A 26912-nucleotide genomic window follows, 5' to 3' on the forward strand; every position below is an offset into this window, starting at 1 on the left:
TTCCGCCGGGGTTTCAGACGCGCTCGACGATGGTGGCGATGCCCATGCCGCCGCCGACGCACAGGGTGGCGAGGCCGTAGCGCTTGTCCTGGCGCTCCAGTTCGTCGACGAGCGAGCCGAGGATCATCGCGCCGGTGGCGCCGAGGGGGTGGCCGAGCGCGATGGCGCCGCCGTTGACGTTGACCTTGTCCAGCGACAGGCCCATGTCCTTCACGAAGCGCAGCACGACCGCCGCGAACGCCTCGTTGATCTCGACCAGGTCGATGTCGTCGATGGTGAGTCCGGCCTTGGCGAGGGCCTTGCGGGTGGCGGGGGCGGGGCCGGTGAGCATGATGGTCGGCTCGGAGCCGGAGACGGCGGCCGCGACGATCCGCGCGCGGGGGGTGAGGCCGTAGCGCTCGCCGATCTCCTTGGTGCCGATGGCGACCAGGGAGGCGCCGTCGACGATGCCGGAGGAGTTGCCCGCGTGGTGGACGTGGTCGATCTTCTCGACCCAGTGGTACTTCTGCAGGGCGACCGCGTCGAAGCCGCCCAGTTCGCCGATGTCGGCGAAGGAGGGCTTGAGCCTGGCGAGGGAGTCGGCGGTGGTGCCGGGGCGCAGGTGCTCGTCGTGGTCGAGGACGACCAGGCCCGCGCGGTCCTTCACGGGGACCACGGAACGCTCGAAGCGGCCCTCCTTCACGGCGGTCGCCGCGCGCTCCTGGGAGAGCGCCGCGTACTCGTCGACGTCCCGCCGGGAGAAGCCCTCGATGGTGGCGATCAGGTCGGCGCCGATGCCCTGCGGCACGAAGTTGACGGCCAGGTTGGTCATCGGGTCGTTGAACCAGGCGCCGCCGTCCGAGGCCATCGGCACCCGGGACATCGACTCGACACCGCCCGCGAGGACGAGGTCCTCGAAGCCCGAACGGACCTTGGCGGCGGCCATGTTGACGGCCTCCAGGCCGGACGCACAGAAGCGGTTCTCCTGTACGCCGGCGACCGTGTCCGGCAGTCCGGCGGCGATCGCGGCGATCCGCGCGATGTCGGAGCCCTGGTCGCCGACCGGGCCGACGACACCGAGCACGACGTCGTCGATCGCCGCCGGGTCGAGGTCCGGGAAGCGGTCGCGGATCTCGTGGATGAGGCCGACGACCAGGTCGATGGGCTTCGTGCCGTGCAGGGCGCCGTTCGCCTTGCCGCGGCCGCGCGGGGTGCGGATCGCGTCGTACACGTACGCTTCGGTGCTCACTGACAAGCCTTTCAACGAGGGTTTTTCACGAAACGAGGGTTTTCAGGAGAGCGCGGGTCAGAGCCAGTTCTTGACCGTCTCGACCAGGCGGGCCGGGTCCGGGCCGACGGGGGCGATCTCCAGCATGGTCACGCCCGCCTCGCGGAAGGCGGCGATGCGGTCCCGGACGTAGCCCTCCGGGCCGCACAGGGATATGAGCTCGCAGAACTCGTCCGGCACGGCCGCCTCGGCCTCCTTCTTACGGCCGGCGAGGTACAGCTCCTGGATGAGCCGGGCCTCCTTCTCGTAGCCGTAGGCGACGGCGAGGTCGTTGTAGAAGTTCTTGCCGGGGGCGCCCATACCGCCGACGTACAGGGCGATCCGGGGGCGGGCCAGGTCGCGTACGGCGGCCGCGTCCTCACCGATGGCGAGCAGGCCGCCGGCGACGATCTTCAGCTCACCGAGGGCCGGGTCCCGGCGGGCGGCGCCCTCCGCCAGGGGCGTGCCCCAGACCTGGTGGGCCTTCTCGGGGATGAACAGGGTGGGCAGCCAGCCGTCGGCGATCTCGGCGGTCATCCGGACGTTGGCGGGGCCCAGCGAGGCCACGTAGAGCGGGACGTCGGGGCGGACCGGCTTGGTGAGGATCTTCAGGGGCTTGCCGAGGCCGCCGGGGCGGGGCATGTCGGTGATGCCGTGGTGGTCGATGACCTCGCGGCGCAGGATCCGCCGGGTCAGCTCGATCGTCTCGCGGGTACGGCCGAGGGGCTTGTCGTAGGCCTTCCCGTGCCAGCCCTCGACGACCTGCGGGCCGGAGGCGCCGAGCCCGATGATCGCGCGGCCGCCGGAGACCGCGTCGAGGCCGGCGGCCGTCTGGGCGATGAGGGCGGGGGTGCGGGAGTAGACGTTGAGGATCGCGGAGCCGATCTTCATACGTTCGGTGCGGGCGGCCAGGTAGCCCATGAGCGTGGGCGAGTCGAAGCCGTAGGCCTCCGCGACCCAGACCGCGTCGAGGCCCGCCGACTCCAGTGCGGCCGCCTGGTCCGCGGCGGCACGCGGGTCGCCCGCGTAGTCGAGGAAGGTCGAGAGCTCCATCAGGTGGCGTCCTTGTCGTGGTCGGCGTGAGCGTCGTGGTCGGCGTGAGCGTCGTGGTCGGCGTGAGCGTCGTGGTCGTCGTGATCTGCGTGGTCGTCGTGATCTGCGTGGTCGGCGAGGAGTGCCGGTACGTCCCAGTCGTGGGCCACCTCGGCGGTGTCGGCGCCCGGCCGGGCGGGGGCGGTGCGCACGGTCGTGGGGGTCGCGGAGAAGCGCGGGGCGGGGGCCGGCTGGGTGATGCCGCCGTGGTCGGTGAAGGTGCCGCGGGCGGCCAGGTGGGGGTGGTGCGGGGCCTCGCGGAGGGAGAGGACGGGGGCCACGCAGGCGTCGGAGCCCTCGAAGACCGCCGTCCACTCGTCCCGGGTACGGGCCTTGAAGCGGGCGGCGACGCGTTCGCGCAGTTCGCCCCAGCGGGTCCAGTCCTTGCGGGCGTCGGCCAGGTCGTCCAGGCCGCCGAGCAGCGTGAGGAACTCCGCGTAGAACTGGGGCTCCAGGGCGCCGACCGCCATGTGGCCGCCGTCGGCCGTCTCGTAGGTGCCGTAGTACGGGCAGCCGCCGTCCAGCAGGTTGGCCCCGCGCCGGTCCTGCCAGCCGCCCGCGGCCACCATGCCGTGGATCATCGCGGAGAGGTGCGCGGTGCCGTCCACGATGGCGGCGTCCACGACCTGGCCGGTGCCGCCCGCGCGCGCGTGGTGCAGTGCGGCCAGGACGCCGACGACGAGGTAGAGGGAGCCGCCGGCGTAGTCGCCGAGCAGGTTGGCGGGGACGGCCGGGGGCTCGTCGGGGCGGCCGATCATGCCGAGGGTGCCGGTGAGGGCGATGTAGGCGATGTCGTGGCCCGCGCGGTGCGCAAGGGGCCCCTGCTGGCCCCAGCCGGTCATCCGGCCGTAGACCAGGCGGGGGTTGCGGGCGTGACAGTCCTCGGGGCCGACGCCGAGCCGCTCGGCGACGCCGGGTCGGTAGCCCTCGATCAGGATGTCGGCGTGTGCGGCCAGGTCGAGGACGCGGGCGGGGCCGTCCGGGGACTTGAGGTCGACGAGCACCGAGCGCTTGTTGCGGTTGGTGACGTCGTACGCCGGGTCGATGGCGAGCCCCGGACCGCCGGGCCGGTCGACGCGGACCACGTCGGCGCCCAGGTCGGCGAGGAGCATCGCGGCGAACGGGCCGGGGCCGATGCCGGCCAGCTCGACCACGCGCACGCCGGAGAGCGGGCCGTGTCCTGGCGTCCCTGCCGTGGTCATGCCGCCCCCAGTCATGTGACACAACTGATGTAACACCGACGATGCTAAGAACACGTTCCACTGGGCACAAGAGTGGACGAGCAAGCGCTTAGTCAAGATACCCGGTGGGGGTGCGTCCGCACTCCTCACGCTAGCCTCAGCCACCGACAACGGCACGGGTTGCAGGACCGAGAGGTGTCATGAGCAGGCTGAAGACGACGGACCGTCCCTACGACCTCGTGCTCTTCGGAGCCACCGGCTTCGTCGGCGAGCTCACCGCCGAGTACCTCGCCGCGCACGCGCCGGAAGGCCTGCGCTGGGCCGTCGCGGCCCGGGACGAGCGCAGGCTGCAGGCGCTGCGCGAGCGGCTGCCGGGCGGCGCGGAGGTCGGGGTGCTGCGCGCCGACGCGGCGGAGCCCGCCACGGTCCGCGCCCTCGCGGAGCACGCGCGCGTGGTGGCCACGACGGTCGGCCCCTACGGCCGGTACGGCGAGGACCTGGTCGCGGCCTGCGCGGACACCGGCGCCGACTACCTGGACCTGTGCGGCGAGCCGGAGTTCGTGGACCTGACGTACGTCCGGCACGACGCACGCGCGCGTGAGACGGGCGCCCGCCTCGTGCACGCCTGCGGTTTCGACTCGGTCCCGCACGACCTGGGCGCGTACTTCACGGTGCGGCAGCTGCCGGAGGGCGTGCCGCTGACCGTGGACGGGTTCGTGACCGCCGACGCGGCCTTCTCCGGCGGCACCTTCGCCTCCGCGCTGGACCAGTTCGCGCGCCCCCAGCAGATACTCGCCGCCGCGCGGGACCGCGCCCGGCACGAGCCCCGGCTGCTGGGCCGCCGGGCGAGCGCGCCGACGGGCGTCCCGCGCTTCGCGCCCGAGGTCGGCGCCTGGGCGCTGCCGCTGCCGACCATCGACGCCCAGATCGTGCGCCGCTCGGCGCGGGCCCTGGACCGCTACGGCCCCGACTTCCGCTACCGGCACTACGCGGCCGTCAGACACCTGCCGATGGCGCTCGGCGGGGTCGCGGCCGTCGGCGCGGTCACCGCGGCCGCCCAGCTGCCGCCGGCCCGGCGCTGGCTGTCGGACCGGCTCAAGCCCGGGGACGGGCCGGACGCCGAGAAGCGGGCCCGCAGCTGGTTCACGGTCCGGTTCGTCGGCGAGGGCGGCGGACGACGGGTGTTCACGGAGGTCTCGGGCGGGGATCCCGGCTACGGCGAGACGGCGAAGATGTTCGCCGAGGCCGCCCTGTCGCTGGCCTTCGACGACCTGCCGCCGACGGCCGGCCAGGTCACCACCGCGCAGGCGATGGGCGACGCGCTGACCGAGCGGCTGCGCGCGGCCGGGATCGGGTTCCGGGTGGCTGCAACGTTCTAGGCGACTCGGACGCCGTCAGGACTGCCACTGCACCACGGTGTAGAGCATCCCGACGATCCAGGCGAACCCCGCCACCGCGGCGAGGACCAGTGCCGCGTTCACGGCGCGCTCGGCGGACTGGGCGGGCTGGGCCGCGGACTTGGGGGCACGGTGTGTCGTCATGCGGGCAAGCCTGCCGTCGAACGGTAACAGCGGCATCCGTACTAGTACTCAGAATCGCTACTCATGATCGCCGCTCAGGATCGCTGCTCAGGCCTGGGCTTCGCGCAGCGCCCTACGGCACAGCGCGTCCGCGCGGCGGGTGGTCTCCGGGAGGCGGTACTCCGGGGTGAGCGCCAGCGTGTGGGCGCAGGCGTTGTCGAGGCTCACCCGGTGGCCGACGGAGACGAACACCGGTTTCACGCCGTCCCGGGTGCGCAGGGCACGGCCGACCTCCTCGGTGCCGGCGAGCAGCGGCGCGTGGCTGCCGCGGGAGGCGTCCGGGTCGTCGTACGCGAAGGTGAAGGGGTTCTTGGCGACGCCGACGGTGGGCAGGCCCGTGAGGACGCCCAGGTGGCTGGCGAGGCCGAAGCGGCGGGGGTGGGCGAGACCGTAGCCGTCGCAGACGACCAGGCCCGGCGGGCAGGGCAGGGCGTCGAGGGCGGCCCGTACGGTCGGGATCTCGCGGAAGGCGAGCAGTCCCGGCACGTACGGGAAGGACACCCGGCCGACGGCGGTCGCCTCGGCGACGACCGCCAGGGTCGCCGCGTCCAGGACGACGGCCGCGGCGGCCACCAAATCGCGCTCGTCGTCGTAGGCCACGTCGACGCCGGTGACGTGCCCGGTGCCGGGCGCCGGGCCCGGCTCGTCGAGGACCACCCGCCCCCGCAGCTCGTCCTGCACGGCCAGGGCCGCTTCCTCGGTCGCGGGCCAGCCCGCGGGTACGCCTACCGTCGTCGTCATGGTGGACACGAGCGTACGGCGCCGCACGCGCGTGGAGTGCGGGTCAGTTCTCCAGGCGTGCCGCCCGCCCCTGCTCGCCGGCCGCCCAGCAGCTGAGATCCGGTGTGCAGGTCACCGTGTCGTACGAGCCGGTGTCGACCGTCCGCCAGGTGCGGCCGCCGTCGGTGGTCAGGTCGGTGCCGGTGGGCCCGACGGCGAGCGCCGTGGTGCGGCTGTGCGGGAGCCAGGCGGCACCCGAGCGGTAGGCGGGCGGCGGGGTGGCGGCGGGCCGCCAGCTGCGGCCGCCGTCCGGGGTGACCGCCGCCGCCTGCGGTGAGGCCTGGTCGGCGCGGTAGTCGCCGCCGACCGCGAGGCCGTGGACGCGGTCGCGGAAGGCGAGGGCGAAGACGCCCTTGGCCGGATCGCCCGCCGGGACGGGCGTGTCGGCGGCGGTCCAGGTCAGGCCGCGGTCGGTGGAGTGCAGCACGCGCGCGTGGGCGCCGCCGCCGGTGGCCAGCCAGGCGTCCCTCGGCCCGGAGGTGACCAGGCACTGGCCGCTCGCGGCGAAGCCCGCCTCCCCGTCCAGGGCGGCCGGCATCCCGTCGTTCGGCAGCACGCGCCACGAACGGCCGCCGTCGCTCGTCGACAGGATGCGGAACCTCCCGTCGACCGGGTCGCTCATGGCGAGGCCGTGGCGGCGGTCGAAGAAGGCCATGCAGTCGTAGAAGGCGGCGGGGTCGGCGTTGCGGAAGGACTCCGTCCAGGTCCGGCCGCCGTCGTCGGTGCGGTAGACCCGGGACGCCTCGCCCTCGCCGATGGCCAGCACCACCGCGCGGTGCGCGTCGAACGCCTCGACGTCCCGGAACTGCAGGTCGCCCGCACCCGGCGGAGAGACGTTCCGCCAGCTCGTCCCGCCGTCCGTGGTGCGCAGTACGGTGCCGCCGGTACCGGCCAGCCAGGCGGTGTTCCGGTCGACGGCGGCCAGGCCCCGGAACCGCACGTCCGGGGTGCCGGTGTCCTTCAGCACCCAGTGCGGTGCCCGCGTCGTGGCCTGTGCGGAACCGGCGGTCAGCGCGGCCAGCGCCGCCGCGCACGCCACCCCCACCACGGCCGCCCGGCCGGTACGTCGGGCTCGTCCTGTGCGTCGCGTGCTCCCCAAGCGCCTCATGGCGCGCGAAGCTAGCCGACCGTCACGGCGCCGTCCAGAGGACCCCTCAGCCCCGCGTGGCAGGTAAGCCCCGGGTGTGAATAGCACCGGTGACGGAGGTCACTCGCACTTCGCGTGCACGGATCGGCCGCTTCCGTCGTCTCTTCCAGTGCCAGGTCTCACACGCCCGGAAATTCGTACAGCCGTCACGAGGGAGCAAGGCGTTGTCCATCGTCATCGAGCAGCCCGTAGAGGCCCGCCTGGTCGCCGCGTCACCGCGCATGCCGAGCATTCCCGCCACCCTGCGCTACGACCGCGAGGACCCCTTCGCCGTGCGCATGACCTTCCCGGCCCCGGCCACCCTGGAGGGGGTCGACGTCTGCTGGACGTTCTCCCGCGAGCTGCTGGCGGCCGGCCTGCACGCCCCCGAGGGCAGCGGAGACGTCCGGGTACGGCCGTACGGCTACGACCGGACCGTGCTGGAGTTCCACGCCCCCGAGGGCACCGCCGTCATCCATGTGCGCACGGGCGAGATACGCCGGTTCCTGGAGGCGACCGGCGACCTGGTCCCCACCGGTCTCGAACACCTCCAGCTGGACCTGGACCACGACCTGGCCGAACTGATGCGGGACGCCTGCTGAGTCAGCTCTCCCGCGCCAGCAGGGCGTTGAGCTCGCCGTAGCCGAGCCCGCCCGCCGGCGCGCCGTACGTTCCCGCGTCCAGCAGTTCCCGCGCGGCGCGGCGGACGGCCGCGTGCGCGACCTCGGCCAGGCCGGAGCCCGCGCTCACCCGGGCCACGCCGAGGGCGGCCAGTTCGGCGACGGCCGGCGCGCCCGGGCCCACCAGCACGTTCAGCGGCCCGTCGACTCCCTCGACGAGCTCCTTGACCGTCTCCGGATCGACGACCCCGGGGACGAAGATCCCGTCGGCGCCCGCGGCCCGGAAGGCGGCGGCCCGCTCCAGGGTGGTGTCCACTCCCCCGGCGGCGCGCAGGAAAGTATCGATCCGGGCGTTCACGAACAACGGCACACCCTCCTTGTCCGCGGCCTCACGCGCGGCGGCTATCCGCTCGGCCTGCCCGGCGACCGACCGCAGTGGCCCGTTCCCCTCCTCGTCGCCGTACAGGGCGTCCTCGATGTTGACGCCCACCGCGCCCGCCGCGAGCACCGCGCGGACGGTGTCGGCGACGCCCGCCGGGTCCTCGGCGTACCCGCTCTCGATGTCGGCGCTGACCGGAACCCGCACCGTGGCGACGATGCGCCCCACGGCCTCCAGCGCACGCCCCCGGTCCAGCCGGTCGCCGTCTGCGGCGCCGAGGGCCCAGGCGAGCCCGGCGCTGGTGGTCGCCACCGCGGCGGCGCCCGCGTCCTCGGCGAGCCGGGCGCTCACCGCGTCCCAGGCGTTCGGGAGGACGAGCGGCCGCCCCGGGACGTGCAGGGCGTGGAAGGCGAGGGCGCGGTCCCGGAGGGTGCTCTGGTTCGTCGTCATGCGGACGACTCAACCACCCGGTTCCGGAGGGAGGCTGGCAGGAATCCGACATGCATGTGGAGGCCGGCCGGGCTCGCGTTCGACGCGTTGACGCCGCGGTTTAATGCGTTGACGCCTCGCCGGGCCCGCTCCTACGGTGGTGCACGTCCTGTTGTCGCCGATTGGAGAAGGACGTTGCTCGTCTGAGGTCCTGAGACACCGCGTCACACCCGTGAGGTGTGTCTGTGGCGTTCGACCTCGGCGTGTGAGCCGTCCTCCCGGCACAGGATCTCCCCCTGGCCCTCTCGGCTGCTGCCTCGCGGTGTCTCGACACGCGTTTGCCCCCGACACCGCAAGCAACCGCGAGGCGCCCATGTCTGCTTCCGTCACCATCACGTCCCTGTCCTTCGCCTGGCCCGACGGCTCCCCCGTCTTCGACGGCCTGGACATCTCCTTCGGCCCCGGCCGCACCGGCCTGGTCGGCGTCAACGGATCAGGGAAATCAACACTCCTGAAGCTCGTCGCCGGTGAGCTGACCTCCTCCGACGGCACCCTGAAGGTGGCCGGCGAGGTCGGACACCTGCGGCAGAACGTCACGCTCGACACCGCCCTGCGCGTCGACGAGGCGCTCGGCATCGCCGCTCAGCGGGCCGCGCTGCACGCCATCGAGGCAGGTGACGTGTCCGAGGCGCACTTCGAGACGGTCGGCGACGACTGGGACGTCGAGGAGCGCGCCCTGGCCGCCCTCGGTGAACTCGGGCTCGGCCACATCGGCCTGGACCGGACCGTCGGCGAGGTCTCCGGCGGCGAGTCGGTGCTGCTGCGGCTGGCCGCGCTGCTCCTTCGGCGCCCGGACGTGCTGCTGCTCGACGAGCCCACCAACAACCTCGACCTGTTCGCCCGCAGGCGGCTGTACGCGGCCGTCGCGTCCTGGCCGGGCGTGCTGATCGTGGTCAGCCACGACCGTGAACTCCTCGACCTGGTCGACCAGATCGCCGACCTGCGCACCGGGGAGGTCACCTGGTACGGCGGCAACTTCTCGGCGTACCAGGAGGCGCTCGCGGTCGAACAGGAGGCGGCCGAGCGCATGGTGCGGGTCGCCGAGGCCGATGTCCGCAAGCAGAAGCGCGAACTGTCCGACGCCCAGGTCAAACTGGCCCGCCGCAAGCGGTACGGGCAGAAGATGTTCGAGCAGAAGCGCGAGCCGAAGATCGTCATGGGGGCGCGCAAGCGCGCGGCCCAGGAGTCCGCGGGCAAGCACCGCATCATGCACGAGGAACGGCTCAGCGAGGCGAAGGAGCGGCTCGACGAGGCGGTGGAGGCGGTGCGGGACGACGACGAGATCCGCGTCGAACTGCCGTACACGGCCGTTCCACCGGGCCGGAACGTGCTGACGCTGGAGAACCTGGAACTCGCGCACGGCTCGCGGGTGAAGGGGATCCTCGATCTTCGCGGGCCCGAGCGGATCGCGCTGATCGGGCGCAACGGCGCGGGCAAGACGACGCTGCTGCGGACGATCGCCGGGGAGCTGGCGCCGGTCGCGGGCGAGGCGCACGCGCACGTGCCGCTGCGTTTCCTGCCCCAGCGGCTGGACGTCCTGGACCCGGAGCTGACCGTCGCCGAGAACGTGGCCCGGTTCGCGCCGGACGCCGGCAACAACCGGATCCGGGCGCGGCTCGCGCGCTTCCTGTTCCGGGGCGCCAGGGCCGACCAGCAGGCGGGGACGCTCTCCGGCGGCGAACGCTTCCGGGCGGCGCTGGCGGCCCTGCTGCTGGCGGAGCCCGCGCCGCAGCTGCTGATGCTGGACGAGCCGACGAACAACCTGGACATCGCGAGCGTCCGGCAGCTCACCACCGCCCTGGAGTCGTACGCGGGCGCCCTGATCGTGGCCAGTCACGACCTGCCGTTCCTGGAGTCGATCGGGATCACGCGATGGCTGCTGATGGCGGACGGGGAGCTGACCGCCACGTCGCCGGAGGAGGTGGCGCGTCTCGGGGAGGGCACAGCCTGACAACGGGGGGTTTTGTCGACACGTACCCGCCCTGCATGATGGCGGTCCGGCGCCCCGCCATGGGCGCCGGGCCGAACCCCGACCCCGGAGACCCGTCGTGCCCAGCAAGAAGGCCCTCATCCGCCGCCCCAGCCCGCGCCTCGCCGAAGGCCTGGTGACGCACATCGAGCGGGAGAAGGTCGACGTCGAGCTCGCCCAGGAGCAGTGGGAGGCGTACGCGGAGACCCTGCGCACGCACGGCTGGGAGACCGTCGAGGTGGACCCGGAGGACGACTGCCCGGACTCGGTGTTCGTCGAGGACACGGTCGTCATGTACAGGAACGTGGCGCTGATCACCCGGCCCGGCGCCGAGTCGCGGCGCGAGGAGACGGCCGGCGTCGAGGAGGCGGTGGCCCGCCTCGGCTGCTCGGTGAACTGGATCTGGGAGCCGGGCACCCTGGACGGCGGTGACGTCCTCAAGGTCGGCGACACCGTCTACGTCGGCCGCGGCGGGCGGACCAACGCGGCCGGGGTGCAGCAGCTGCGGGCCGCGTTCGAGCCGCTGGGCGCACGCGTGGTCGCCGTACCGGTGAGCAAGGTGCTGCACCTGAAGTCGGCGGTGACCGCGCTGCCCGACGGAACGATTCTGGGGCACATCCCGAACGTGGACCGGCCCTCGCTGTTCCCGGGCTTCCTGGCGGTGCCCGAGGACGCGGGCGCCCATGTGGTGCTGCTCGGCGGCGGCAAGCTGCTGATGTCGGCGAGCGCCCCCAAGACCGCGGAACTGCTGACCGACCTCGGCCACGAGGTGGTCACGGTCGACATCTCCGAGTTCGAGAAACTGGAGGGATGTGTGACGTGCCTCTCGGTGCGGCTGCGGGAGTTGTACGCCTGACGGGTGATCGTCTCACCTCTTCAGCCCCGGGACCTGCGAGTCCCTGGGCTGGTTGGCATGTCCCGATTCGCCTTGCGCACCGGGCCTGATCAGCAGTCTTTACAGCACACTTAACCTACGGCTTCGTAACCTACGGTTTCGTAGCCTACGATCACGTAGGTTCCGGTACCGCTCGCCGGTCTCCTCCCGTTCATCCGCTCTTGTTCGGCGTCCCCCTGGAGTTCTCGTGACGATCACTTCTCCCCATCTCGGCAGCTCGTCCGCCTGGACCGACGCGCGGCTGCTGTACGCCCTGGAGGAAGTGGTCGAGAAGGAGCTGAACCGCCATCTGAAGGTCGCCAAGGACTGGATGCCGCACGAGTACGTGCCGTGGACGGACGCCCGTAACTTCCCCGGCTTCTTCGAGGACGGCCAGGTCTGGGAGAAGGAGCAGTCCAAGGTCACCGAGATCGGCCGGATCGCGCTGGTGGTGAACCTGCTCACCGAGGACAACCTGCCCAGCTACCACCACGAGATCGCCTCGCTGTTCGGCCGGGACGGCGCCTGGGGCACCTGGGTGCACCGCTGGACCGCCGAGGAGGGCCGGCACGGCATCGTGATGCGCGACTACCTGCTCGCCTCGCGCGCGGTGGACCCGGACAAGCTGGAGCAGTTCCGGATGTCGCACATGAGCGAGGGCTTCGAGTCGGACAACCGGCACTCGATGCTGCACTCGGTCGCCTACGTCGCCTTCCAGGAGCTCGCGACCCGCATCTCGCACCGCAACACCGGCCACCAGTCCGGCGACCCGGTCTGCGACCGCATGCTGGCCCGCATCGCGACCGACGAGAACCTGCACATGGTCTTCTACCGGAACCTCCTGAAGTCCGCGTTCGAGCTGGCCCCCGACCTGACCATGCAGGCGGTGCGGGACGTCGTGGTCGACTTCCGCATGCCCGGCCACGGCATCCCCGGCTTCGAGCGCGCCGCCGCCCAGATGGCGATCGGCGAGGTCTACAACCTGCGTATCCACCACGACGACGTGCTCCAGCCGGTGCTGCGCCACCTGAAGGTCCTGGAGATCGACGGCCTCGGCCCGGAGGGCCTGCAGGCGCAGGAGGAACTCGGTCTGTTCATGGGCGGGCTGGACGCGGAGGCCACGAAGTTCGACGAGAAGCTGGCCGCGCGCAAGGCGCGGATGGCGGCGCGCGCCGGCGCGTGACGCCACCACGGACGGGCGCCCGGATTTCCCGGTGCGCCCTGTCGGTGGCCTGCGGCATCATGCGCGCATGCGTGCTGACACCACCTCCGGCCGGGCGGTCGGCTTCCTCCTGGACCTGATCGACTCCGCGGACGCCGACCGGGTACGCGCGCGTGTCGGCCTGCCCCGGCCCGCACCCGAGGACCTCCGGGAGGCCAGGCGCCGGATCCCCTGGGGGCTGCCGGCGCTGCCGTCCTCGGTGGTGCTGTGGATGCTCCAGGAGGACGACCCGGATCTCAACACCGTGGTCTGGCGGCTGCTCACCCACCGGGACACGGCGCTGCAGCGGGCCATTCTGGACGGGGTGCCGTTCGGCCCGGGGCGACTGCTCGCGGTGGAGGTCGACCAGGTCCTGCGCGACGACTACGAGGCACCGCCGGTCCCCGAGCCGGTCGCCCGCCTGGGACTGGTGCCCGCCCTGCGCGCGTCCGCCTCCATGCCCGCCGCGCGGCAGGCCACCTCCATGGTCTACCGGCGTGAGCACTGGCAGACGGTCGCCGAGGCGGACCGCGAGAACTCCCTGCCCGGCTACGTCCGCTGGGCCCTGTCCGTCCGCCCGGACTGCCCGCCCTCGCTGCGCGCCCAGTTCGGCAGCCACCGCAAGTTCGACTTCCGCGTCCGCCAGGCGGGGATCCTGGGCGGGCCGGCCGACTACGCACTGGACCACGGACCGGCCCTGGACGTGCTGAAGGTGCTCTCCCTGGGACACGTGATGTTCCCGCGCCGCGCCGCCGAGGCCGGGGACGCGCTGCGCCCGCTGGTCCGGGACCACCTGGGCGACCGCGAGGAGGCCTGGGCGGTACTGGCCCAGCTCCTCGACACCTTCCACGGCACGACCAGGGAACTCGTCAGGACCGCGGGGGCCATCGCCTGACTAGGCCCCCACCCGCTGCTTGTACCGGTCCGGATAGCGCTCGGTGAACTTCACCGCCCAGACCAGCAGGGCGACGGGGACGACCCAGTCGAACCAGTCGCTGCCCGCCGGGATCAGGATGGCCAGCCAGGTGGAGAGGGCCATCAGCGCGAAGACCGCTCCCCAGGCCGCCGTCAGCACCGTGTTCACGTGCTTGAAGACGGGCGAGTCCCAGTACTCGCGGGGAACCGAGTGGCGGGCGTACTGCGCGGTGAAGGGGTCGGACAGCAGGGAGCCGAGCGCCACGAGGGCCACGACCGCGCTGGAGATGACCTGGGCGTACGTCTCCAGCCAGATTAGCTCGTGGCGGTCCAGGGCCAGGGCGAGGACACAGAGCACGGCGAAGAACACGATGGCGACCATGTCCAGGAGGAAGAACCGGCCCCGGAGCATGTCCTTGCCGGAGAGCACGGCGGCGGCGATCAGCGCGGCCAGTGCCGCGTACTCCCACGTGCTGGGGCTGGCCACGACGCCGAAGATGACCCATGGGGCGAAGGAGAGGAACACGCTTCCGGCACCGACGGGCTTCTCGGCCCGGGACCGGGTGGCGGGTCGCTGTTCGGTGTGTCCCATGGGAACTCCTCCCATCACCATGTCGCTCTCCTACCAGCGTGCCGCTCGGGCGGGCCGCTCGCATGCCTGGCCCGGTGTGCGACCCGGCGGCACGGCTCCTGACGTGGGAAGGGCCGCCGACGCGGGCGCCGGGAGCGTTCCGGTGCCCGGGGCTCGTATCCGGTGACCGGGGTCCGCATCCGGTACCCGTCGGCGTGGGAAAGCCGGCCGCCATGCCCCACCGGTTCGCCGAGGCCCCCTCGCCCGCCCCCGCTGCCGAGGCCTCCGCCCGTCCCTGCTGTTGTCGGCGGACGCCGGATCGTGCCGGTCGGCATCGGCCGGGCCGACTCTGGGGGGGCGGGGCGGCCGGATTCGAACCGGCGTGTTCTGGTTCTGGAGACCGGTGCGCCTGCCTCTGCGCTACGGCCCCGCCCTTGCGCCAGATCGTAATGCCTTGGCCCGTTGTCAGTGCCGGCTGGTACCAATGGAGCACTGGGGGAACTGCGGCACGGGGGACGGCACATGGCGTACGGAGAGCGGGGGCGGCCACGCCCTCTCGTGGTCGACCTGGCCGACCGCAGGGCACTCGAGGCCTACCGCCCGGCGGATCCGGAGGTCGTGGCGGAGGCACGGCGGCTGAAGGAGGCCGCGCTGCTGGACTTCGGGCTGACGGAGTCGGCGGTGGCCTCGTGGCTGTACTCGAAGTGCCCGCACCAGATCCCGACGACGGCGGTGGACACGGCGGCCGTGGTCGCCTCGGGCGACGGCACCTGTCTGCTGCTCTACAACCCGGACTTCTTCGTCGGACTGGGCCTGGACGGCGTGAAGTTCGTGCTGTTCCACGAGGCCCGGCATCTGGTGCACCGGCATCTCCTGGCCGGTCCCGAACTGCGCGAGGACCCGGTCTTCACGCTCGCCGCCGAGGTCGCCATCAACCACGTGGCCCTGGTCCGTCTGGGCCGCACGGAGCTGCCCCTGGTGGCGGGCCGGCCGACGGGCGTGGACCCGCGCGCGGTGCACGACACCTACCTCGAAGACCTGACGGCCCACGGCCTGGAGCCCCTCGCGTACGAGGAGTTCATCGAGACCGACATGCGCATCTACGGCGAGCTGAAGCGCATGTGCGATCCGCCGGCGCCGCCGCCGCTGTGCCCGCACCTGGTGGCCGGTCTGGTCCCCGCCGACCAGGAGACGGTCGACGCGGTGACCTCGTCCGCGCTGCTCAACTCCCTGCTGGCGGCCCGGCGCGGCCACGCGGGCGCCGAGCGCGAGCTGCTCGACCTCATGAACCGCACGGAGGAGGGTTCGGCGCGGGCCGCGAAGCTCTGGGGCAGGCTGGGCGCGGGCATGCTGCGCGGCGAGACCACCCGCACCGGGACCGTCGACTGGTGGCAGCGCTGGCTGGTCGACGTCCTGGGCTCCCGGCTGCGCGACGGCGAGCGGCTGGTGTACCCGAAGAAGCGCGGCGCCCTGCTCGCGGCCCTCGGCCAGGACCCGATGCTCGCCCGCCGCGGCCCGGTGCGCGACAAGGTGCTGGTCATCGCCTACGACACCTCGGGTTCGATGCCGGACCGGGTGATCGACTGGCTCACCCGGCTCGTCGGCCGGATCGACGGGGTGGCGGCGCACTGGCTGTCCTTCGACGCCGTGGTGATGCCGTTCCGGCCCGGCGAGAGGGTGTACGGCGGGGGCGGCACCAGCTTCCAGGCGGTCGCGGACTACGTGGAGGGCCGTACCGAGGTGGCGGGCCGTCGCTGCGAGGTGGACCCGGACGCGGTCGTCGTCCTCACCGACGGATACGCGCCGCCGATCACCCCGGCCGAGCCGGAGAAATGGATCTGGCTGATCACCGAGGGCGGCAACGACTGGCCCGAGACGCACACACCCGCGATGGACTGCCATCGCGTCACCACGGGATCGCGGTAGATGACCACAGAGACGCAGAAGACACAGCAGGCGCAGAAGACACCGGAGCCCACCGCCTCCCGTCTGGAGTCCTTCATCGACGCGATGATCGACCTGGGGCAGACCGGACAGGTCTTCGGCGAGCACGGCATCGGCAAGACGGCGACGTTCTTCTCGCACCTCGCCCGCGCCCACCCGGACACCACCCTGGTGTACGTGCCGGCGGCGAACCTGACCCCGGACGACCTGCTGGTCAACGCGCCGGTCCGGGACCCGCAGACGGGCGAACTGGTGCTGCGCCAGCTGGTGATGAGCCAGCTCAGGCCGGGCCGGCCGTTCGTGCTGCTGATCGACGACTCGCTGCAGGCGGGCGACACGATCCAGTCGCAGCTCATGCAGATCGCGTGCAACTGGTCGCTGGGCGAGCACGATCTGCGCGCCCTGGGCTGCGTCGGCGTGTTCCTGACCGACAACGAGTCGCTGTCGGAGACCTCGGCACGCCGTGGTGACCTGGCGCTCCTGGACCGCATGGTGACGATCCGGATCTCGGCGAACGACACGTCGTGGCGTCGGCATCTCGCGGCCAAGTACCGCCCGTGGGACCTGCGTCCGGTCTTCTCGCTGTGGGCGTCCCTCTCCCCCGCGCTGCGCGAGCTGTTCTCCCCGCGCACCCTGGACCATGTGCTGGCCAACGCGCGCGAGGGCTTCCCGCTGCGCTGGGGCCTGCCGCTGGTCGACGGCGAGCGGCTGCGGCTGGCCGAGCCGGGCCCGGACGGACGGCCGGGGCAGAACCGCACGGCCGAGATCCTCGACCGGATCGCGGCGAGCGTGGGCGTGGCCAACCCGGCGACGGTCGCGGACCCGGTGCGGCGGGTGGTGCGGGCGGCGCTGCGCAACCGGTGGACGGTGCTGCTCCAGGGGCCGCCGGGCTGCGGCAAGACGGAGCTGGTCCGGGAGACCCTGCGCGAGGGGCTGGGCCGGGACGCCCTGTACTTCTCGCTGCCGGTGACGAACGTCGAGGACCTGTGCGCACCCGTCCCGTCCCCCGACGGCACGCTCGACAACCTCCTCGCCGCGCCCTTCACGGGTCCGGAGCCCAAGGCGATCGTGTGGGACGAGTACAACCGGCCCAAGGACAAGGCCGCGTTCGCCAAGCTGATGGAGGTCACCCAGGAGTGGTCGCTGGCGGGACGCCGGATCGAGAACCTGCGGGCCCAGATAGCCGTGCAGAATCCGCCGTACCACCTGGGCCGCAAGCTTCTGGTGTCGCGGAACAACATCGCCCAGGCGACCCGGTTCACGGCGTCGCTGCTGGTCGAGCCCGAGGACATCCCGGCCAACGAGTGGCTGCTCGCGCGGTACGGCCGGGACGCCGAGACGGTCCTGGAGTGGTGGAAGCACGACATCGACGACGAGGGCCGGGCCTGGATCACCAAGCGGACCCTGGAGCGGCTGGTCAAGCTGCACCGCAAGGGGCTGCCGTTGGAGATGGGCACGGTCTATCTCGGCGACGGCGAGTACGCGCCGGTGCCGCTGACCGCCCTCGTGGACCGTTTCAAGGGCCGCCCGGTCACCGGTCTGCGCGAGCTGGCCCGGGACGTCGACGCCTGGGAGGCCCGGCTGCGCAGGGCCGCCGCGCACTCCGACGAGGGCGGTGACGACAGCGACGTGGTGCACCAGATCCTCGCCAACGCGGAGCTGTCCCAGCTGAAGAGACACCGGGCGGCGGTGGGCCGCCTGGTGGCGCTGCTCCCCGCCAAGTTGCGCGCGACCTACCTGGTGGGGGCATCCGAGCGGCAGCAGCGGTACTGGATGGAGGTCTTCACGGACCTGCGCCGGAGCTGACGGTCAGGCCTCCGGCGGCGCGGTCCGGTGGACGCTGCGTACGGCGGCCACGTCGGCCGGGACGGCGGGAGCCGGGATGTGGGAGCTGAGGTCGGCCAGGCGGCGCTTGACACTCGCGGCGATGCCGGCGCCGAGCCGGTAGCGGGTGGCCGTGCCGGCTCGGTCCGCGTGGTCGAGGAGGCGGTGGGCTTCGCGGCTGCGCATCCCGGTGTCGGTGAGTACGAGGTGGGCGAGGCGGTGTTCGGAGCCGGACAGGGCCCGGCCGATCGTGTCGGCGGCGGCCAGGTCGATCCGGTTGTCGGCGGCCGCGAGCACGGCCGCCGCGCGGACCCGCCCCAGGTCGAGCAGGGTCACTCCGGCGGCGGCCGCCACGGTCACCAGACGGGCGGCGGCCGACGGGCCGATGCCGTTGCTGGCGACCGCGAGCCGGGTGAGCCGTCCGTACGGCGCCCGCTCCAGGGCGTCGGCCAGCTCCAGCGCGCCCGCGTCCCCCAACCGGGCGGCGGACACGTACAGTTCACCGAGCCCGCCGCCGGCGACGACTGCGGCCAGGGCCCGCGCCCCGGCCGCGCCCAGCGGGTTGCCACCCACGAAGAGCCGCTCGATCCGGCGCCCGTTGCCGGCCGCCGCCAGCAGCGCGTCGGCGAGCACCGCCGCTCCGTCCGGGTCGAGTCCGGTCTGGACGAGGTCGAGGGTGCGCAGGGAGCGTGCGGACTCGATGAGTTCGGCGGCGGCCTGCCCGCCTGCGCCGCCCAGCGGGTTGCGCTTGAGCCACACCCCGGTGGCGACCTGCGGCGAGGCCCGCAGCTGGTCGGCGATCCGGCAGGCACCGCCCGCCGTGATGCCGTTGCAGCCCAGGTAGAGCGTCTCCACCTCGGCGCCGGAACCGGCCACGGCTTCGGCGCCCTCGTCGCCGAGCGCGTCCGTGCCGAGCAGCAGGTGCCGTACCGGGGTGGGCCCTTGGCCGAGGGCCTCGGCGATGAGGGCGGCGCCCGCCGCGCCGACGTCCTGCTTGCACAGGTCGAGGCGGCCGTCCGGCAGGGCCGTGCCCGCCGCGAAGTCCAGCCGTTCCCCCGCCGGGCGGCCGGCCCGCAACCAGTCGAGCAGCGGGGCGAGTTCGGCGGCCGGGCGCGGCACGACGTGCGGGACACCGGCGAAGGTGTCCCGCCGAAGGTCCTGCGGGTCCTGCGGGTCCTCGGTCACCACTCCGCCTCCCGGTAGTCCTTCAGGAACACCCCGGACACCGGGTGCCCGGCCTCGCCGCGCACGATCGGGTCGTAGACGCGGGCCGCGCCGTCGACGATGTCGAGGGGGGTGCGGAAGCCGGCGCCCGCCATCCGGGCCTTCTTCGGCGCCGGGTTCTCGTCGGTGATCCAGCCGGTGTCCACGGCGCACATGTGGACGCCCCGCTCGGCGAGTTCGGTGGCGCTGGTGCGGGTGAGCATGTTGAGGGCGGCCTTGGCCATGTTGGTGTGCGGATGGCCGGCCATCTTGTTGCGGACGGCGAACCGGCCCTCGACGGCGGTCACGTTGACCACGTACCGGCGCGGGTGCGGCGAGGCCAGCAGCAGCGGCAGCAGCCGGTCGCACAACAGGGCCGGGGCCAGGGCGTTGACGAGCTGGGTCTCCAGGACCTCGGCGGGGTCGAGGGCGCCGAGCCGGGCCGACCAGGAGTTCTCCGGCGACGGATCGGGCAGCAGCCCGGCCTCGTCGGCCTCGCGCAGCGCGACGGGCAGGGCCGCGGCCGAGCCCGCCAGCCTGCGCATCGGGGTGAATCCGGGCGCCTGCCGGGCGCCCGGGGGCAGCGCCTCGGGTTCGCCGGCGGCCAGCAGGGCGTAGGACTCGGGCGGTCTGCGCACGGTCTGGGCAGCGTTGTTGACGAGGACGTCCAGCGGCTTCCCCTCCTGCCGCAACTCCTCGCACAGGCCGAGGACCTGGCGCGGGTCGCGCAGGTCGACGGCGAGGACGGTGAGCCGGTCCAGCCACCCGTCGCTGCCCGGAACCGCCTCGAAGCGCTGCCGGGTGTCGTACGGGAAGCGCGAGGTGACGAGGACTTCGGCGCCGTCGCGCAGCATCATCAGCGCCAGCTGGAAGCCGATCTTCACCCTGCCGCCGGTGAGCAGCACCCGGCGGCCGCCGAGGTCGGTGCTCAGCGCGCGGCGCGCGGTGTTGTCGGCGGCGCAGTCGGGGCAGAGCCGGTGGTAGAAGGTGTCGACGTGTCGATAGGGCGACTTGCAGACGTAGCAGGTGCGCGGCTTGCGGAAGACGCCGCCGGCGCCGGGCACGGCAAGGGGCGCGTCCTCGCGGCGGTCCAGGGCCCCGGTCGCGGTCGCGGCCATCGTCGCGGCGTCCGCCGTCGACACCTCGTCGCTCCGTGTCCTGCGGCGGCGCAGCCGTCCGTCGCGGGCGAAGGAGGCGGCGACCTGCTCGGCGCGCAGCCGCACCGGGTCGTCGACGGGCAGCGCCCGCAGCTTCCCCACCACCTGGTGGAAGGCGGCCAGTTCCGCCTCGGTGATCGCCTCGCTCATCCGCCCCGCCCAGCCCCGTGTCCGCCGTACCGTGGTCCCGGCCGGATTCGAACCGGCGTATCCACCTTGAGAGGGTGGCGAGTCTGCCTCTGCTCTACAGGACCTCGTCACGCGGCCCGGACGACCGGATTCGAACCGGCGTGTTCGCCTCGGCAAGGCGGTGCGTCTGCCTCTGCGCTACGTCCGGCCGCGTGCCCGGATGATAACCGGGAAGGGACGCACGGCCGTACGCGTTTTCCGGGGCGGCCGTGGGTTCAACGGGACGCGCGCCGCAGCTCCAGCCGCTCCTTCTCGGACAGACCGCCCCAGACGCCGAAGCGTTCGTCGTTGTCCAGCGCGTACTCCAGGCAGGCCGCACGCATCTCGCACATACCGCAGATGCGCTTGGCCTCGCGCACCGAGCTGCCGGGCTCGGGAAAGAAGAAGTCCGCCCCGGTCTGCGCGCACAACGCCTGCGCCTGCCAGGCCGGGACGGGCGTGCGGGGCGGGATGACGGTGTCGAAGTGCATGGCCAGGATCGTGCCGGGCGGCGAAAAACGTTCGATCAACGCCCGCTCAACGCGACGGCGACAGACCACGGCAGCCTCGATCATGCGCCTGCGCGCCACGCCCGCGCACGGCGGCGCGCGGAACGATTCCGAAACTCGCCGAGTGCGTCGGGTGACCCACGGTAACCGGCCTGCGGTGGGCGTGGTCGGGCAGCGATTGTCAGTGGACGGTGGAAGACTCGGCGCAGCAGAGAACAGGACCCTTCCGAGGAGGGCGACGATGCTCACCACCCGTTTCGTCAACGGCGCTCCCAACTGGATCGACCTCGGCACACCCGAGATCGACGGCGCCATCTCCTTCTACAACGGTCTCTTCGGCTGGCAGTTCCAGTCGGCGGGGCCCGACGCCGGCGGTTACGGCTTCTTCCAGTTGGACGGCAGGACCGTCGCCGGCGGTATGCAGACCACCCCGGAGCAGGGTCCGCCGTCCTGGACGGTGTACTTCCAGAGCGAGGACGCGCAGGCCACCGCGAAGGCGGCCGAGCAGGCGCACGGCAGCGTCCTCGCCCAGCCGATGGACGTCATGGGCCAGGGCCACCTGGCGATCCTCGCCGACCAGGCGGGGGTGCCCTTCGGCATCTGGCAGCCGGCACTGACCAAGGGCGTCGACGTGGCGGGCGATCCGGGTTCGCTGTGCTGGGTCGAGCTGTACACCCCGGACATCGCGGCCGCCGCGGCCTTTTACCACAAGACACTCGGTCTGGAGACCTCCGGCGTGCCCTTCCCCGGCGGCACCTACACCTGCGTCAACCCGGCGGGCGGTGACGACGCGTCGATGTTCGGCGGGATGGTCCCGCTGGCCGAGGACCCGGCCGAGGCGCAGGCCGGCGCGTACTGGCTGCCGTACTTCGAGGTGGAGGACCCGGACGCGGTGGTCGAGAAGGCCCAGCAGACGGGCGGCCGGGTGCGGATGCCGGCGACCACGCTGGAGGGTGTGGGCCGGATGGCCAAGCTGGCCGACCCGTACGGCGCCCGCTTCGCGGTGATCAAGGGCGAGCCGCAGCAGACCTGAGGGCGGGCGCAAAAGCGGAGACGGGCGGCTAGGCGGTCGCGCGCCGTATCAGTGTCGTGGGCAGGACGACGCCGGCCGGCGCGCCGGTCGCCGGCTCGCCGCGGTTCAGCGTGGTCAGCAGCAGCCGGGCCATCAGCCGGCCCATCTCCTCGATGTCCTGACGGACCGTCGTCAGCGCGGGCTCGGTCTGTTCGGCGACGGGCAGCACGTCGTCGAAGCCGATCACGGCGACGTCCTCGGGCACCCGGCGGCCGCGCTCGCGCAGGACGCGCAGGGCGCCGAGCGCGGTGAGGTCGTTGGCGGCGAACACGGCGTCGACGTCCGGGCAGCGGTCGAGGAGCTCGCTCATGGCGCGCTCGCCGCCGGACGGGGTGAAGTCGCTGGCGACGACCAGCCGTGGATCGGTCTCCCCCATGACGTCCCGGTATCCCTGGAGGCGGTCGGCGGCCGACGTCTGGTCCAGCGGCCCGGTGATGTGCGCGATCCGGGTCCGGCCGAGGCCGACGAGGTGGCGCACGGCGTCCTCGGCACCGCCCCGGTTGTCGCAGTCGACGTACACGGCGTTCTTCGCGCCGCCGCTCCAGCCGGGCCGGCCGCCGAACACGGTGGGGACGCCGGCGCCCTCGATCAGTCCGGGCAGCGGGTCGTCGAGGTGGAGCGAGAAGACCAGTGCGCCGTCGACATGGCCGCCGGCGAGATAGCGGGCCACCCGTGCGTGGTCGTCCCGTCCCTCGGTGAGCAACAGCACGAGCTGGTTGTCCTGGGCGGTCAGTTCCTTGCTGATGCCGCGCAGTTGGAGGGCGAAGAAGGGGTCGGTGAAGATCCGGGTCTCGGGTTCGGCGATGACGACGGCGACGGCGTCGTGCCGTTTGGTGACGAGGCTGCGGGCCGCCTGGTTGGGGACGTAGCCGAGTTCCTCGACCGCCCGGCGCACCCGTTCGACGAGGGGCTCGCGCACACCGTCCCCGCCGTTGACGACCCGTGACACGGTGGCCCGGGAGACCCCGGCCCGCGCGGCCACGGCCTCCAGCGTGGGGCGCGACACTGCCTCGGACACCTCGGCCCTCCTCGTCGGCGGCTGACGATCAGCATAGTCCCGGGCGCCGGAAGGCGGTCAGAGCGCTCTCGGGGCGGCACCGCTCGCCGACCGCCGGCGAGGTTCCCCCAAGTGACGTCGTCAGGAAGGCTGTTCGGGCCGCGCCCGGCTCGGCTGGACGCGCTTGGGCTCGCCCGGCATCTTCGGGTACTCCGGCGGGTAGGGCAGGTCGCCGAGGCCGTGGTCCTGTTCGTCGCGGCGGGCGAGTTCCAGGAGGGCGTCCAGGGAGTAGGCGTGCTCGTCCATGTCGGCGTGCACGTCGCCGACTTCGGCGAACCGGGCCGGCATCGTGGCCAGGTCGAAGTCCGCGGGCCGCACGTCGTCGACCTCCTCCCAGCGCAGCGGCGCGGAGACGGGGGCGTGCGGGCGGGGCCGCAGGGAGTAGGCGGAGGCGATGGTGCGGTCGCGCGCGGTCTGGTTGTAGTCGACGAAGATCCGCTCGCCGCGTTCCTCCTTCCACCACTTGATGGTCACCCGGTCCGGCATCCGGCGTTCCAGCTCCCGGCCCACGGCGATCGCCGCGCGCCGGACCTGGGTGAAGGTCCACCTCGGTTCGATGGGCACGAAGACGTGCAGGCCACGGCCGCCGGAGGTCTTGGGCCAGCCCCGCAGGCCGCCGAACTCGTCCAGGACGGCGCGGAGTTCGTGGGCGGCACGGACCGCGTCGGCGAAGTCGGTGCCGGGCTGCGGATCCAGGTCGATGCGGAGCTCGTCGGGCCGGTCGACGTCGTCGCGGCGCACCGGCCAGGGGTGGAAGGTGAGCGTGCCGTACTGCGCCGCCCACACCACGGCGGCCTCCTCCGTGGGGCACATCTCGTCGGCGGTGCGGCCGCTGGGGAAGGTGATGTGGGCGGTGGGGATCCAGTCGGGCATGCCCTTGGGGGCGCGCTTCTGGTAGAACCACTCGCCCTCGATGCCGTCCGGGTAGCGCTGCAGGGTGGTGGGGCGCTCGCGCAGGGCGCGCAGGATGCCGGGGGCGACGGCCGCGTAGTAGCGGGCGACGTCCAGCTTGGTGAAACCGCGCTCCGGGAAGAACACCTTGTCCGGGCTGGACAGCCGTACGGTCCGGCCGGCCACCTCCAGTTGCACCGCATCGCCCATGCGGCCACGGTAGGCGCACCACCCCCACCGCGCATATCGGCTCGACACGATCCCCGGGTCCGGGAGACGACGGGTCCCGGCCCCGAACCGGAGGTGCCGCGTGACGAGCGCGCGCCGGGGACCGCTCGTACAGTCGTGGCATGGATCTGCCGGTGATGCCGCCCGTGAAACCGATGCTCGCCAAGTCGGTGGCGACGATCCCGCCGGACATGCAGTACGAGGCGAAGTGGGACGGCTTCCGTGCGATCGTGTTCCGGGACGGTGCCGAGGTCGAGCTCGGCAGTCGTACCGGGAAGCCGTTGACCAGGTACTTCCCCGAGCTGGTGGCGGCGCTGAAGGAGCGGGTGCCCGAGCGGTGCGTGCTGGACGGGGAGATCGTCATCGCCCGGGAGGGCCGGCTGGACTTCGACGCGCTGACCGAGCGGATCCATCCGGCGGACTCCAGGGTGCGCACGCTGGCGGAGCGGACGCCCGCCTCCTTCGTCGCCTTCGACCTGCTGGCACTGGCCGACGAGTCACTGCTCGACATGGTGCTGACCGACCGCCGCGCGCTGCTCACGCGGGCGCTGGAGGGGGTGACCCCGCCGGTGCATCTGGCGCCGGCCACGACCGATGTCGAGGTGGCCCGGCGGTGGTTCGAGCAGTACGAGGGGGCCGGCCTCGACGGGGTCATCGCCAAGCCGCTCGACCTGCGCTACCGGCAGGACGAGCGTGCCATGTTCAAGGTCAAGCACGAGCGGACGGCCGACGTCGTGGTGGCCGGCTACCGCTTCCACAAGAGCGGCCCGGTGGTCGGCTCGCTGCTGCTCGGCCTGTACGACGACCGGGGCGCCCTCCAGCACGTGGGCGTGTCGGCCGCGTTCCCGATGAAGCGGCGGGCTGAGCTGATCGAGGAGCTGGAGCCGCTGCGCATGGCCGACGTCTCCGGGCATCCGTGGGCGGCCTGGGCGGAGGAGGCCGCCCATGAGTCGGCCCGGCTGCCCGGCGCACCGAGCCGCTGGTCGGGCAAGAAGGACCTGTCCTGGGTGCCGCTGCGGCCGGAGCGGGTGGCCGAGGTGGCGTACGACCACATGGAGAACGGCGCGCGCTTCCGGCACACGGCCCGGTTCCGCCGCTGGCGCCCGGACCGCACACCGGACAGCTGCACCTACGCCCAGCTGGAGGAGCCGGTGCGCTACGACCTCACGGAGATCCTGGGGTCCTGACCGTCCGTCCCCGATCGGTTTCGACCAGGTATGGCCTCCGATGACCTGATGAGCACACAATCGAGAGGCTCAACGGGGGCGCACGGGGTGGGACGGACGGGGTGGCAGCGGTGGGCAAGCGATTCGGGGCGCCGACGCGCCGGAGCGTACTGACGGCGGCACTGGCGGCGGCTGCGACGGCGGCCTCCTTCACGGCGGGCTGCACCCGGCACGGCCCGACGGACGACGGACGCGCACCGCAGAGCACTCCGACGCCGAGCGTGGGCACCCCGGCACCGAGCGAGCCGCAGGCCACCGGATCCGTACTGGCCGTGAAGATCGACAACGTGGCCGCGGCCCGCCCCCAGACCGGGCTGGACTCGGCGGACGTGGTGTACGCGGAGCAGGTGGAGGGCGGGCTCAGCCGGCTGATGGCGGTGTACGCCACCCGGCTCCCGGAGGTCATCGGCCCCGTCCGGAGCGCACGCGAGTCCGACCTGGAGCTGCTGCGCCAGTTCGACCGCCCGAGGCTCGCCTTCTCCGGCGCCCAGAAGAAGCTGCTCCCCCTGATCCGCCGGGCTCCGCTACGGCCGGAGTCACCCGCGGAGGCGTCCGGCGCCTACTACCGGGGCAGCGGCCGGGCGGCCCCGCACAACCTGTACCTCCGCCCGGCCAGGCTGATGGACGGGGCTCCCGGCGAATCGGCGCTCACCACCGGCTTCCGCCACGGCCCGGCCCCGGCCGGCGGCACGGTCACCACCGTACGCACCGTGCGGTACCCGGCGGCCCGCTTCGCCTTCACCTGGTCCGCCGGCCGGAACCGCTGGCTGGTGTCGATGGACGGCACCCCGGCGAGGACTTCGGCCGGCGACCGGCTGGCACCGGCGACGGTCGTGGTGCAGCACGTGCGGGTGACGAAGTCGGCGTACCACGACGTGCTCGGCAACTACACGCCGTTCACCGAGACGGTGGGCTCCGGGAAGGCCGAAGTACTGCGGGACGGGCGGTCGTTCGAAGCCACCTGGTCGCGCCCGGAGGCCACCGAAGGAACCACGTTCACGGGCGCGGACGGCGGTCCGGTGAACTTCGCCGACGGTCAGGTGTGGGTGGTGTTCGCGAAGGCCTGACCCTGCGGCTCGGCCGGCTCGGCCGGGTTGCGCAGGTCCTCCGCCGCGTCCGAGACCCGGCGGATCAGGTCGAAGAACTGGGTCTGCTCCGCGGCCGAGAGCGGGGCCAGGAAGACCTGGTTCATCCGGGCGGTGCGCACGGAGAGCTTGCGGTGGACCCGCACCCCCTCGTCGGTGAGGCGCAGCAGGAAGCGGCGGCCGTCCTGCGGGTCGCGCACCTTGTCGAGGAGTTCGCGCCGCCCCAGCCGGCTGATGACCTCGGCGATGGTCGACCGGTCCAGCCCCACCCGCTCCCCCACGGTCCGCTGGTCCAGTCCCGGCTCGGCGACGAGCGCGTTCAGCACGGCGAACTGCGGCGAGGTGATCTCCTCCGAGACCATCGTGTTCCACAGCAGGTAGTGGGCCTGCTGGAGCCGCCGGGCCAGGTGCCCGGGGTGGGTGGTGAGGTCCACCGCGGCCATATGCGCTCCCGTGGTCCGAATTCGTTGGTGTACTGAACGATACCCGCAGCCACCCTTCCTGTCTGTACACCCGTCTGCCATC

At 72.9% G+C, this 26912-nt stretch carries 25 protein-coding genes and 3 tRNA genes; 11 read left to right on the plus strand and 17 right to left on the minus strand.

Annotation, left to right across the window (positions count from 1 at the left end; all coding sequences use genetic code 11):
• Nucleotides 1-13 precede the first annotated feature (13 nt).
• Genes ACFWPQ_RS31110 through ACFWPQ_RS31120 form a run of 3 tightly spaced genes read right to left on the minus strand, consistent with a single transcriptional unit; the run spans nucleotide 14 to nucleotide 3540 of the window.
• Nucleotides 14-1228: an acetyl-CoA C-acetyltransferase gene (locus ACFWPQ_RS31110; protein WP_361290507.1), complete on the minus strand. Its 1215-nt coding sequence runs from the start codon at nucleotides 1226-1228 to the stop codon at nucleotides 14-16.
• Between the two features lie 57 nt (nucleotides 1229-1285).
• Nucleotides 1286-2299, minus strand: a complete 1014-nt coding sequence (locus ACFWPQ_RS31115) for an LLM class F420-dependent oxidoreductase (RefSeq protein WP_384041945.1) — start codon at nucleotides 2297-2299, stop codon at nucleotides 1286-1288.
• Nucleotides 2299-3540: a CaiB/BaiF CoA transferase family protein gene (locus ACFWPQ_RS31120; RefSeq protein ID WP_384041948.1), complete on the minus strand. Its 1242-nt coding sequence runs from the start codon at nucleotides 3538-3540 to the stop codon at nucleotides 2299-2301. The genes ACFWPQ_RS31115 and ACFWPQ_RS31120 overlap by 1 nt, the downstream gene beginning before the upstream one ends.
• A 179-nt stretch (nucleotides 3541-3719) precedes the next feature.
• Between ACFWPQ_RS31120 and ACFWPQ_RS31125 the strand changes: the two genes are divergently transcribed.
• Nucleotides 3720-4898 (plus strand): saccharopine dehydrogenase family protein, encoded by a 1179-nt coding sequence (locus tag ACFWPQ_RS31125; protein ID WP_384041951.1) that lies wholly within the window; start codon nucleotides 3720-3722, stop codon nucleotides 4896-4898.
• 15 nt (nucleotides 4899-4913) lie between these two features.
• Here the strand turns inward: ACFWPQ_RS31125 and mmpA are convergent, their stop codons facing one another.
• The 3 genes from mmpA to ACFWPQ_RS31140 all read right to left on the minus strand — a co-directional run bounded on the left by mmpA (nucleotide 4914) and on the right by ACFWPQ_RS31140 (nucleotide 6987).
• Nucleotides 4914-5060 carry a morphogenic membrane protein MmpA gene (gene mmpA / locus ACFWPQ_RS31130; protein ID WP_384041954.1) on the minus strand — a complete coding sequence of 49 codons (147 nt, stop codon included), beginning with the start codon at nucleotides 5058-5060 and terminating at the stop codon, nucleotides 4914-4916.
• A gap of 87 nt (nucleotides 5061-5147) precedes the next feature.
• Nucleotides 5148-5840, minus strand: coding sequence for an endonuclease V (locus ACFWPQ_RS31135; protein WP_384041957.1), 693 nt, complete (start codon nucleotides 5838-5840; stop codon nucleotides 5148-5150).
• 43 nt (nucleotides 5841-5883) lie between these two features.
• Nucleotides 5884-6987, minus strand: a complete 1104-nt coding sequence (locus ACFWPQ_RS31140; RefSeq protein ID WP_384041960.1) for a WD40/YVTN/BNR-like repeat-containing protein — start codon at nucleotides 6985-6987, stop codon at nucleotides 5884-5886.
• A 203-nt stretch (nucleotides 6988-7190) separates the two neighbouring features.
• Between ACFWPQ_RS31140 and ACFWPQ_RS31145 the strand changes: the two genes are divergently transcribed.
• Nucleotides 7191-7607, plus strand: a complete 417-nt coding sequence (locus ACFWPQ_RS31145; protein ID WP_361290489.1) for an SsgA family sporulation/cell division regulator — start codon at nucleotides 7191-7193, stop codon at nucleotides 7605-7607.
• Between the two features lies 1 nt (nucleotide 7608).
• Here ACFWPQ_RS31145 and ACFWPQ_RS31150 read toward each other — a convergent pair whose 3' ends face one another.
• The gene (locus ACFWPQ_RS31150; RefSeq protein ID WP_384041964.1) at nucleotides 7609-8454 is read right to left on the minus strand and encodes an isocitrate lyase/phosphoenolpyruvate mutase family protein; all 846 of its coding nucleotides are present in this window, start codon (nucleotides 8452-8454) and stop codon (nucleotides 7609-7611) included.
• Nucleotides 8455-8806: 352 nt separating this feature from the next.
• Here ACFWPQ_RS31150 and ACFWPQ_RS31155 point away from each other — a divergent pair, with 352 nt between their 5' ends.
• The 4 genes from ACFWPQ_RS31155 to ACFWPQ_RS31170 all read left to right on the plus strand — a co-directional run bounded on the left by ACFWPQ_RS31155 (nucleotide 8807) and on the right by ACFWPQ_RS31170 (nucleotide 13432).
• Complete coding sequence (locus tag ACFWPQ_RS31155) at nucleotides 8807-10444, plus strand: ABC-F family ATP-binding cassette domain-containing protein (protein WP_384041967.1); 1638 nt, start codon at nucleotides 8807-8809, stop codon at nucleotides 10442-10444.
• 97 nt (nucleotides 10445-10541) lie between these two features.
• Nucleotides 10542-11318: a dimethylargininase gene (ddaH, locus tag ACFWPQ_RS31160; RefSeq protein ID WP_384041970.1), complete on the plus strand. Its 777-nt coding sequence runs from the start codon at nucleotides 10542-10544 to the stop codon at nucleotides 11316-11318.
• A 226-nt stretch (nucleotides 11319-11544) separates the two neighbouring features.
• Nucleotides 11545-12519, plus strand: a complete 975-nt coding sequence (locus ACFWPQ_RS31165) for an acyl-ACP desaturase (protein WP_361290477.1) — start codon at nucleotides 11545-11547, stop codon at nucleotides 12517-12519.
• Between the two features lie 67 nt (nucleotides 12520-12586).
• On the plus strand, nucleotides 12587-13432 hold the full coding sequence (locus ACFWPQ_RS31170; RefSeq protein ID WP_384041973.1) for a hypothetical protein: 846 nt from the start codon (nucleotides 12587-12589) through the stop codon (nucleotides 13430-13432).
• Here ACFWPQ_RS31170 and ACFWPQ_RS31175 read toward each other — a convergent pair whose 3' ends face one another.
• The gene (locus ACFWPQ_RS31175) at nucleotides 13433-14044 is read right to left on the minus strand and encodes a hypothetical protein (RefSeq protein WP_384041976.1); all 612 of its coding nucleotides are present in this window, start codon (nucleotides 14042-14044) and stop codon (nucleotides 13433-13435) included.
• A gap of 329 nt (nucleotides 14045-14373) precedes the next feature.
• A tRNA-Trp gene (locus ACFWPQ_RS31180) sits at nucleotides 14374-14453 on the minus strand.
• Nucleotides 14454-14545: 92 nt separating this feature from the next.
• On the opposite strand from ACFWPQ_RS31180, the gene ACFWPQ_RS31185 reads away from it, so the two are divergent.
• Nucleotides 14546-15949 carry a hypothetical protein gene (locus tag ACFWPQ_RS31185; RefSeq protein ID WP_384041978.1) on the plus strand — a complete coding sequence of 468 codons (1404 nt, stop codon included), beginning with the start codon at nucleotides 14546-14548 and terminating at the stop codon, nucleotides 15947-15949.
• Nucleotides 15950-17773, plus strand: a complete 1824-nt coding sequence (locus tag ACFWPQ_RS31190) for an AAA family ATPase (protein WP_384041980.1) — start codon at nucleotides 15950-15952, stop codon at nucleotides 17771-17773.
• A gap of 3 nt (nucleotides 17774-17776) precedes the next feature.
• Here the strand turns inward: ACFWPQ_RS31190 and ACFWPQ_RS31195 are convergent, their stop codons facing one another.
• The 5 genes from ACFWPQ_RS31195 to ACFWPQ_RS31215 all read right to left on the minus strand — a co-directional run bounded on the left by ACFWPQ_RS31195 (nucleotide 17777) and on the right by ACFWPQ_RS31215 (nucleotide 20810).
• Complete coding sequence (locus ACFWPQ_RS31195) at nucleotides 17777-18976, minus strand: ribonuclease inhibitor (protein ID WP_384041983.1); 1200 nt, start codon at nucleotides 18974-18976, stop codon at nucleotides 17777-17779.
• On the minus strand, nucleotides 18973-20301 hold the full coding sequence (locus tag ACFWPQ_RS31200) for an SDR family NAD(P)-dependent oxidoreductase (protein ID WP_384041985.1): 1329 nt from the start codon (nucleotides 20299-20301) through the stop codon (nucleotides 18973-18975). The genes ACFWPQ_RS31195 and ACFWPQ_RS31200 overlap by 4 nt, the downstream gene beginning before the upstream one ends.
• Before the next feature lie 32 nt (nucleotides 20302-20333).
• Nucleotides 20334-20405 (minus strand) — tRNA-Glu (locus tag ACFWPQ_RS31205).
• A gap of 11 nt (nucleotides 20406-20416) precedes the next feature.
• A tRNA-Gly gene (locus ACFWPQ_RS31210) sits at nucleotides 20417-20488 on the minus strand.
• 67 nt (nucleotides 20489-20555) lie between these two features.
• On the minus strand, nucleotides 20556-20810 hold the full coding sequence (locus tag ACFWPQ_RS31215) for a WhiB family transcriptional regulator (protein WP_384041988.1): 255 nt from the start codon (nucleotides 20808-20810) through the stop codon (nucleotides 20556-20558).
• Nucleotides 20811-21069: 259 nt separating this feature from the next.
• Here ACFWPQ_RS31215 and ACFWPQ_RS31220 point away from each other — a divergent pair, with 259 nt between their 5' ends.
• On the plus strand, nucleotides 21070-21861 hold the full coding sequence (locus tag ACFWPQ_RS31220; RefSeq protein ID WP_384041991.1) for a VOC family protein: 792 nt from the start codon (nucleotides 21070-21072) through the stop codon (nucleotides 21859-21861).
• A 28-nt stretch (nucleotides 21862-21889) separates the two neighbouring features.
• Here the strand turns inward: ACFWPQ_RS31220 and ACFWPQ_RS31225 are convergent, their stop codons facing one another.
• Together ACFWPQ_RS31225 and ligD are read right to left on the minus strand one after the other, a co-directional pair.
• A complete protein-coding gene (locus ACFWPQ_RS31225; RefSeq protein ID WP_384041994.1) occupies nucleotides 21890-22918 on the minus strand; it encodes a LacI family DNA-binding transcriptional regulator in 1029 nt (342 codons plus the stop codon).
• Nucleotides 22919-23038: 120 nt separating this feature from the next.
• The gene (gene ligD, locus ACFWPQ_RS31230; protein WP_384041997.1) at nucleotides 23039-24058 is read right to left on the minus strand and encodes a non-homologous end-joining DNA ligase; all 1020 of its coding nucleotides are present in this window, start codon (nucleotides 24056-24058) and stop codon (nucleotides 23039-23041) included.
• 140 nt (nucleotides 24059-24198) lie between these two features.
• On the opposite strand from ligD, the gene ACFWPQ_RS31235 reads away from it, so the two are divergent.
• Nucleotides 24199-25263, plus strand: coding sequence for an ATP-dependent DNA ligase (locus tag ACFWPQ_RS31235; RefSeq protein WP_384042000.1), 1065 nt, complete (start codon nucleotides 24199-24201; stop codon nucleotides 25261-25263).
• 110 nt (nucleotides 25264-25373) lie between these two features.
• Nucleotides 25374-26369, plus strand: coding sequence for a DUF3048 domain-containing protein (locus tag ACFWPQ_RS31240; RefSeq protein WP_384042003.1), 996 nt, complete (start codon nucleotides 25374-25376; stop codon nucleotides 26367-26369).
• Here ACFWPQ_RS31240 and ACFWPQ_RS31245 read toward each other — a convergent pair.
• Nucleotides 26339-26830: a MarR family winged helix-turn-helix transcriptional regulator gene (locus ACFWPQ_RS31245; RefSeq protein ID WP_384042006.1), complete on the minus strand. Its 492-nt coding sequence runs from the start codon at nucleotides 26828-26830 to the stop codon at nucleotides 26339-26341. The genes ACFWPQ_RS31240 and ACFWPQ_RS31245 overlap by 31 nt on opposite strands.
• Nucleotides 26831-26912 lie beyond the last annotated feature (82 nt).

Origin of the sequence: Streptomyces sp. NPDC058464 (assembly GCF_042721035.1) — a bacterium.
In the GTDB taxonomy this organism is placed as follows: domain Bacteria; phylum Actinomycetota; class Actinomycetes; order Streptomycetales; family Streptomycetaceae; genus Streptomyces.

Excerpts from the sequence above, each read along its gene's own strand:
- mmpA (WP_384041954.1), bottom strand. The coding sequence starts at position 5,060 with ATGACGACACACCGTGCCCCCAAGTCCGCGGCCCAGCCCGCCCAGTCC.
- ACFWPQ_RS31140 (WP_384041960.1), bottom strand. The coding sequence starts at position 6,987 with ATGAGGCGCTTGGGGAGCACGCGACGCACAGGACGAGCCCGACGTACC.
- ACFWPQ_RS31190 (WP_384041980.1), top strand. The coding sequence starts at position 15,950 with ATGACCACAGAGACGCAGAAGACACAGCAGGCGCAGAAGACACCGGAG.
- ACFWPQ_RS31235 (WP_384042000.1), top strand. The coding sequence starts at position 24,199 with ATGGATCTGCCGGTGATGCCGCCCGTGAAACCGATGCTCGCCAAGTCG.
- ACFWPQ_RS31155 (WP_384041967.1), top strand. The coding sequence starts at position 8,807 with ATGTCTGCTTCCGTCACCATCACGTCCCTGTCCTTCGCCTGGCCCGAC.
- ACFWPQ_RS31175 (WP_384041976.1), bottom strand. The coding sequence starts at position 14,044 with ATGGGACACACCGAACAGCGACCCGCCACCCGGTCCCGGGCCGAGAAG.
- ACFWPQ_RS31170 (WP_384041973.1), top strand. The coding sequence starts at position 12,587 with ATGCGTGCTGACACCACCTCCGGCCGGGCGGTCGGCTTCCTCCTGGAC.
- ACFWPQ_RS31120 (WP_384041948.1), bottom strand. The coding sequence starts at position 3,540 with ATGACCACGGCAGGGACGCCAGGACACGGCCCGCTCTCCGGCGTGCGC.
- ACFWPQ_RS31185 (WP_384041978.1), top strand. The coding sequence starts at position 14,546 with ATGGCGTACGGAGAGCGGGGGCGGCCACGCCCTCTCGTGGTCGACCTG.
- ACFWPQ_RS31125 (WP_384041951.1), top strand. The coding sequence starts at position 3,720 with ATGAGCAGGCTGAAGACGACGGACCGTCCCTACGACCTCGTGCTCTTC.
- ACFWPQ_RS31150 (WP_384041964.1), bottom strand. The coding sequence starts at position 8,454 with ATGACGACGAACCAGAGCACCCTCCGGGACCGCGCCCTCGCCTTCCAC.
- ACFWPQ_RS31215 (WP_384041988.1), bottom strand. The coding sequence starts at position 20,810 with ATGCACTTCGACACCGTCATCCCGCCCCGCACGCCCGTCCCGGCCTGG.
- ACFWPQ_RS31220 (WP_384041991.1), top strand. The coding sequence starts at position 21,070 with ATGCTCACCACCCGTTTCGTCAACGGCGCTCCCAACTGGATCGACCTC.
- ACFWPQ_RS31245 (WP_384042006.1), bottom strand. The coding sequence starts at position 26,830 with ATGGCCGCGGTGGACCTCACCACCCACCCCGGGCACCTGGCCCGGCGG.
- ligD (WP_384041997.1), bottom strand. The coding sequence starts at position 24,058 with ATGGGCGATGCGGTGCAACTGGAGGTGGCCGGCCGGACCGTACGGCTG.
- ACFWPQ_RS31115 (WP_384041945.1), bottom strand. The coding sequence starts at position 2,299 with ATGGAGCTCTCGACCTTCCTCGACTACGCGGGCGACCCGCGTGCCGCC.
- ACFWPQ_RS31135 (WP_384041957.1), bottom strand. The coding sequence starts at position 5,840 with ATGACGACGACGGTAGGCGTACCCGCGGGCTGGCCCGCGACCGAGGAA.
- ACFWPQ_RS31200 (WP_384041985.1), bottom strand. The coding sequence starts at position 20,301 with ATGAGCGAGGCGATCACCGAGGCGGAACTGGCCGCCTTCCACCAGGTG.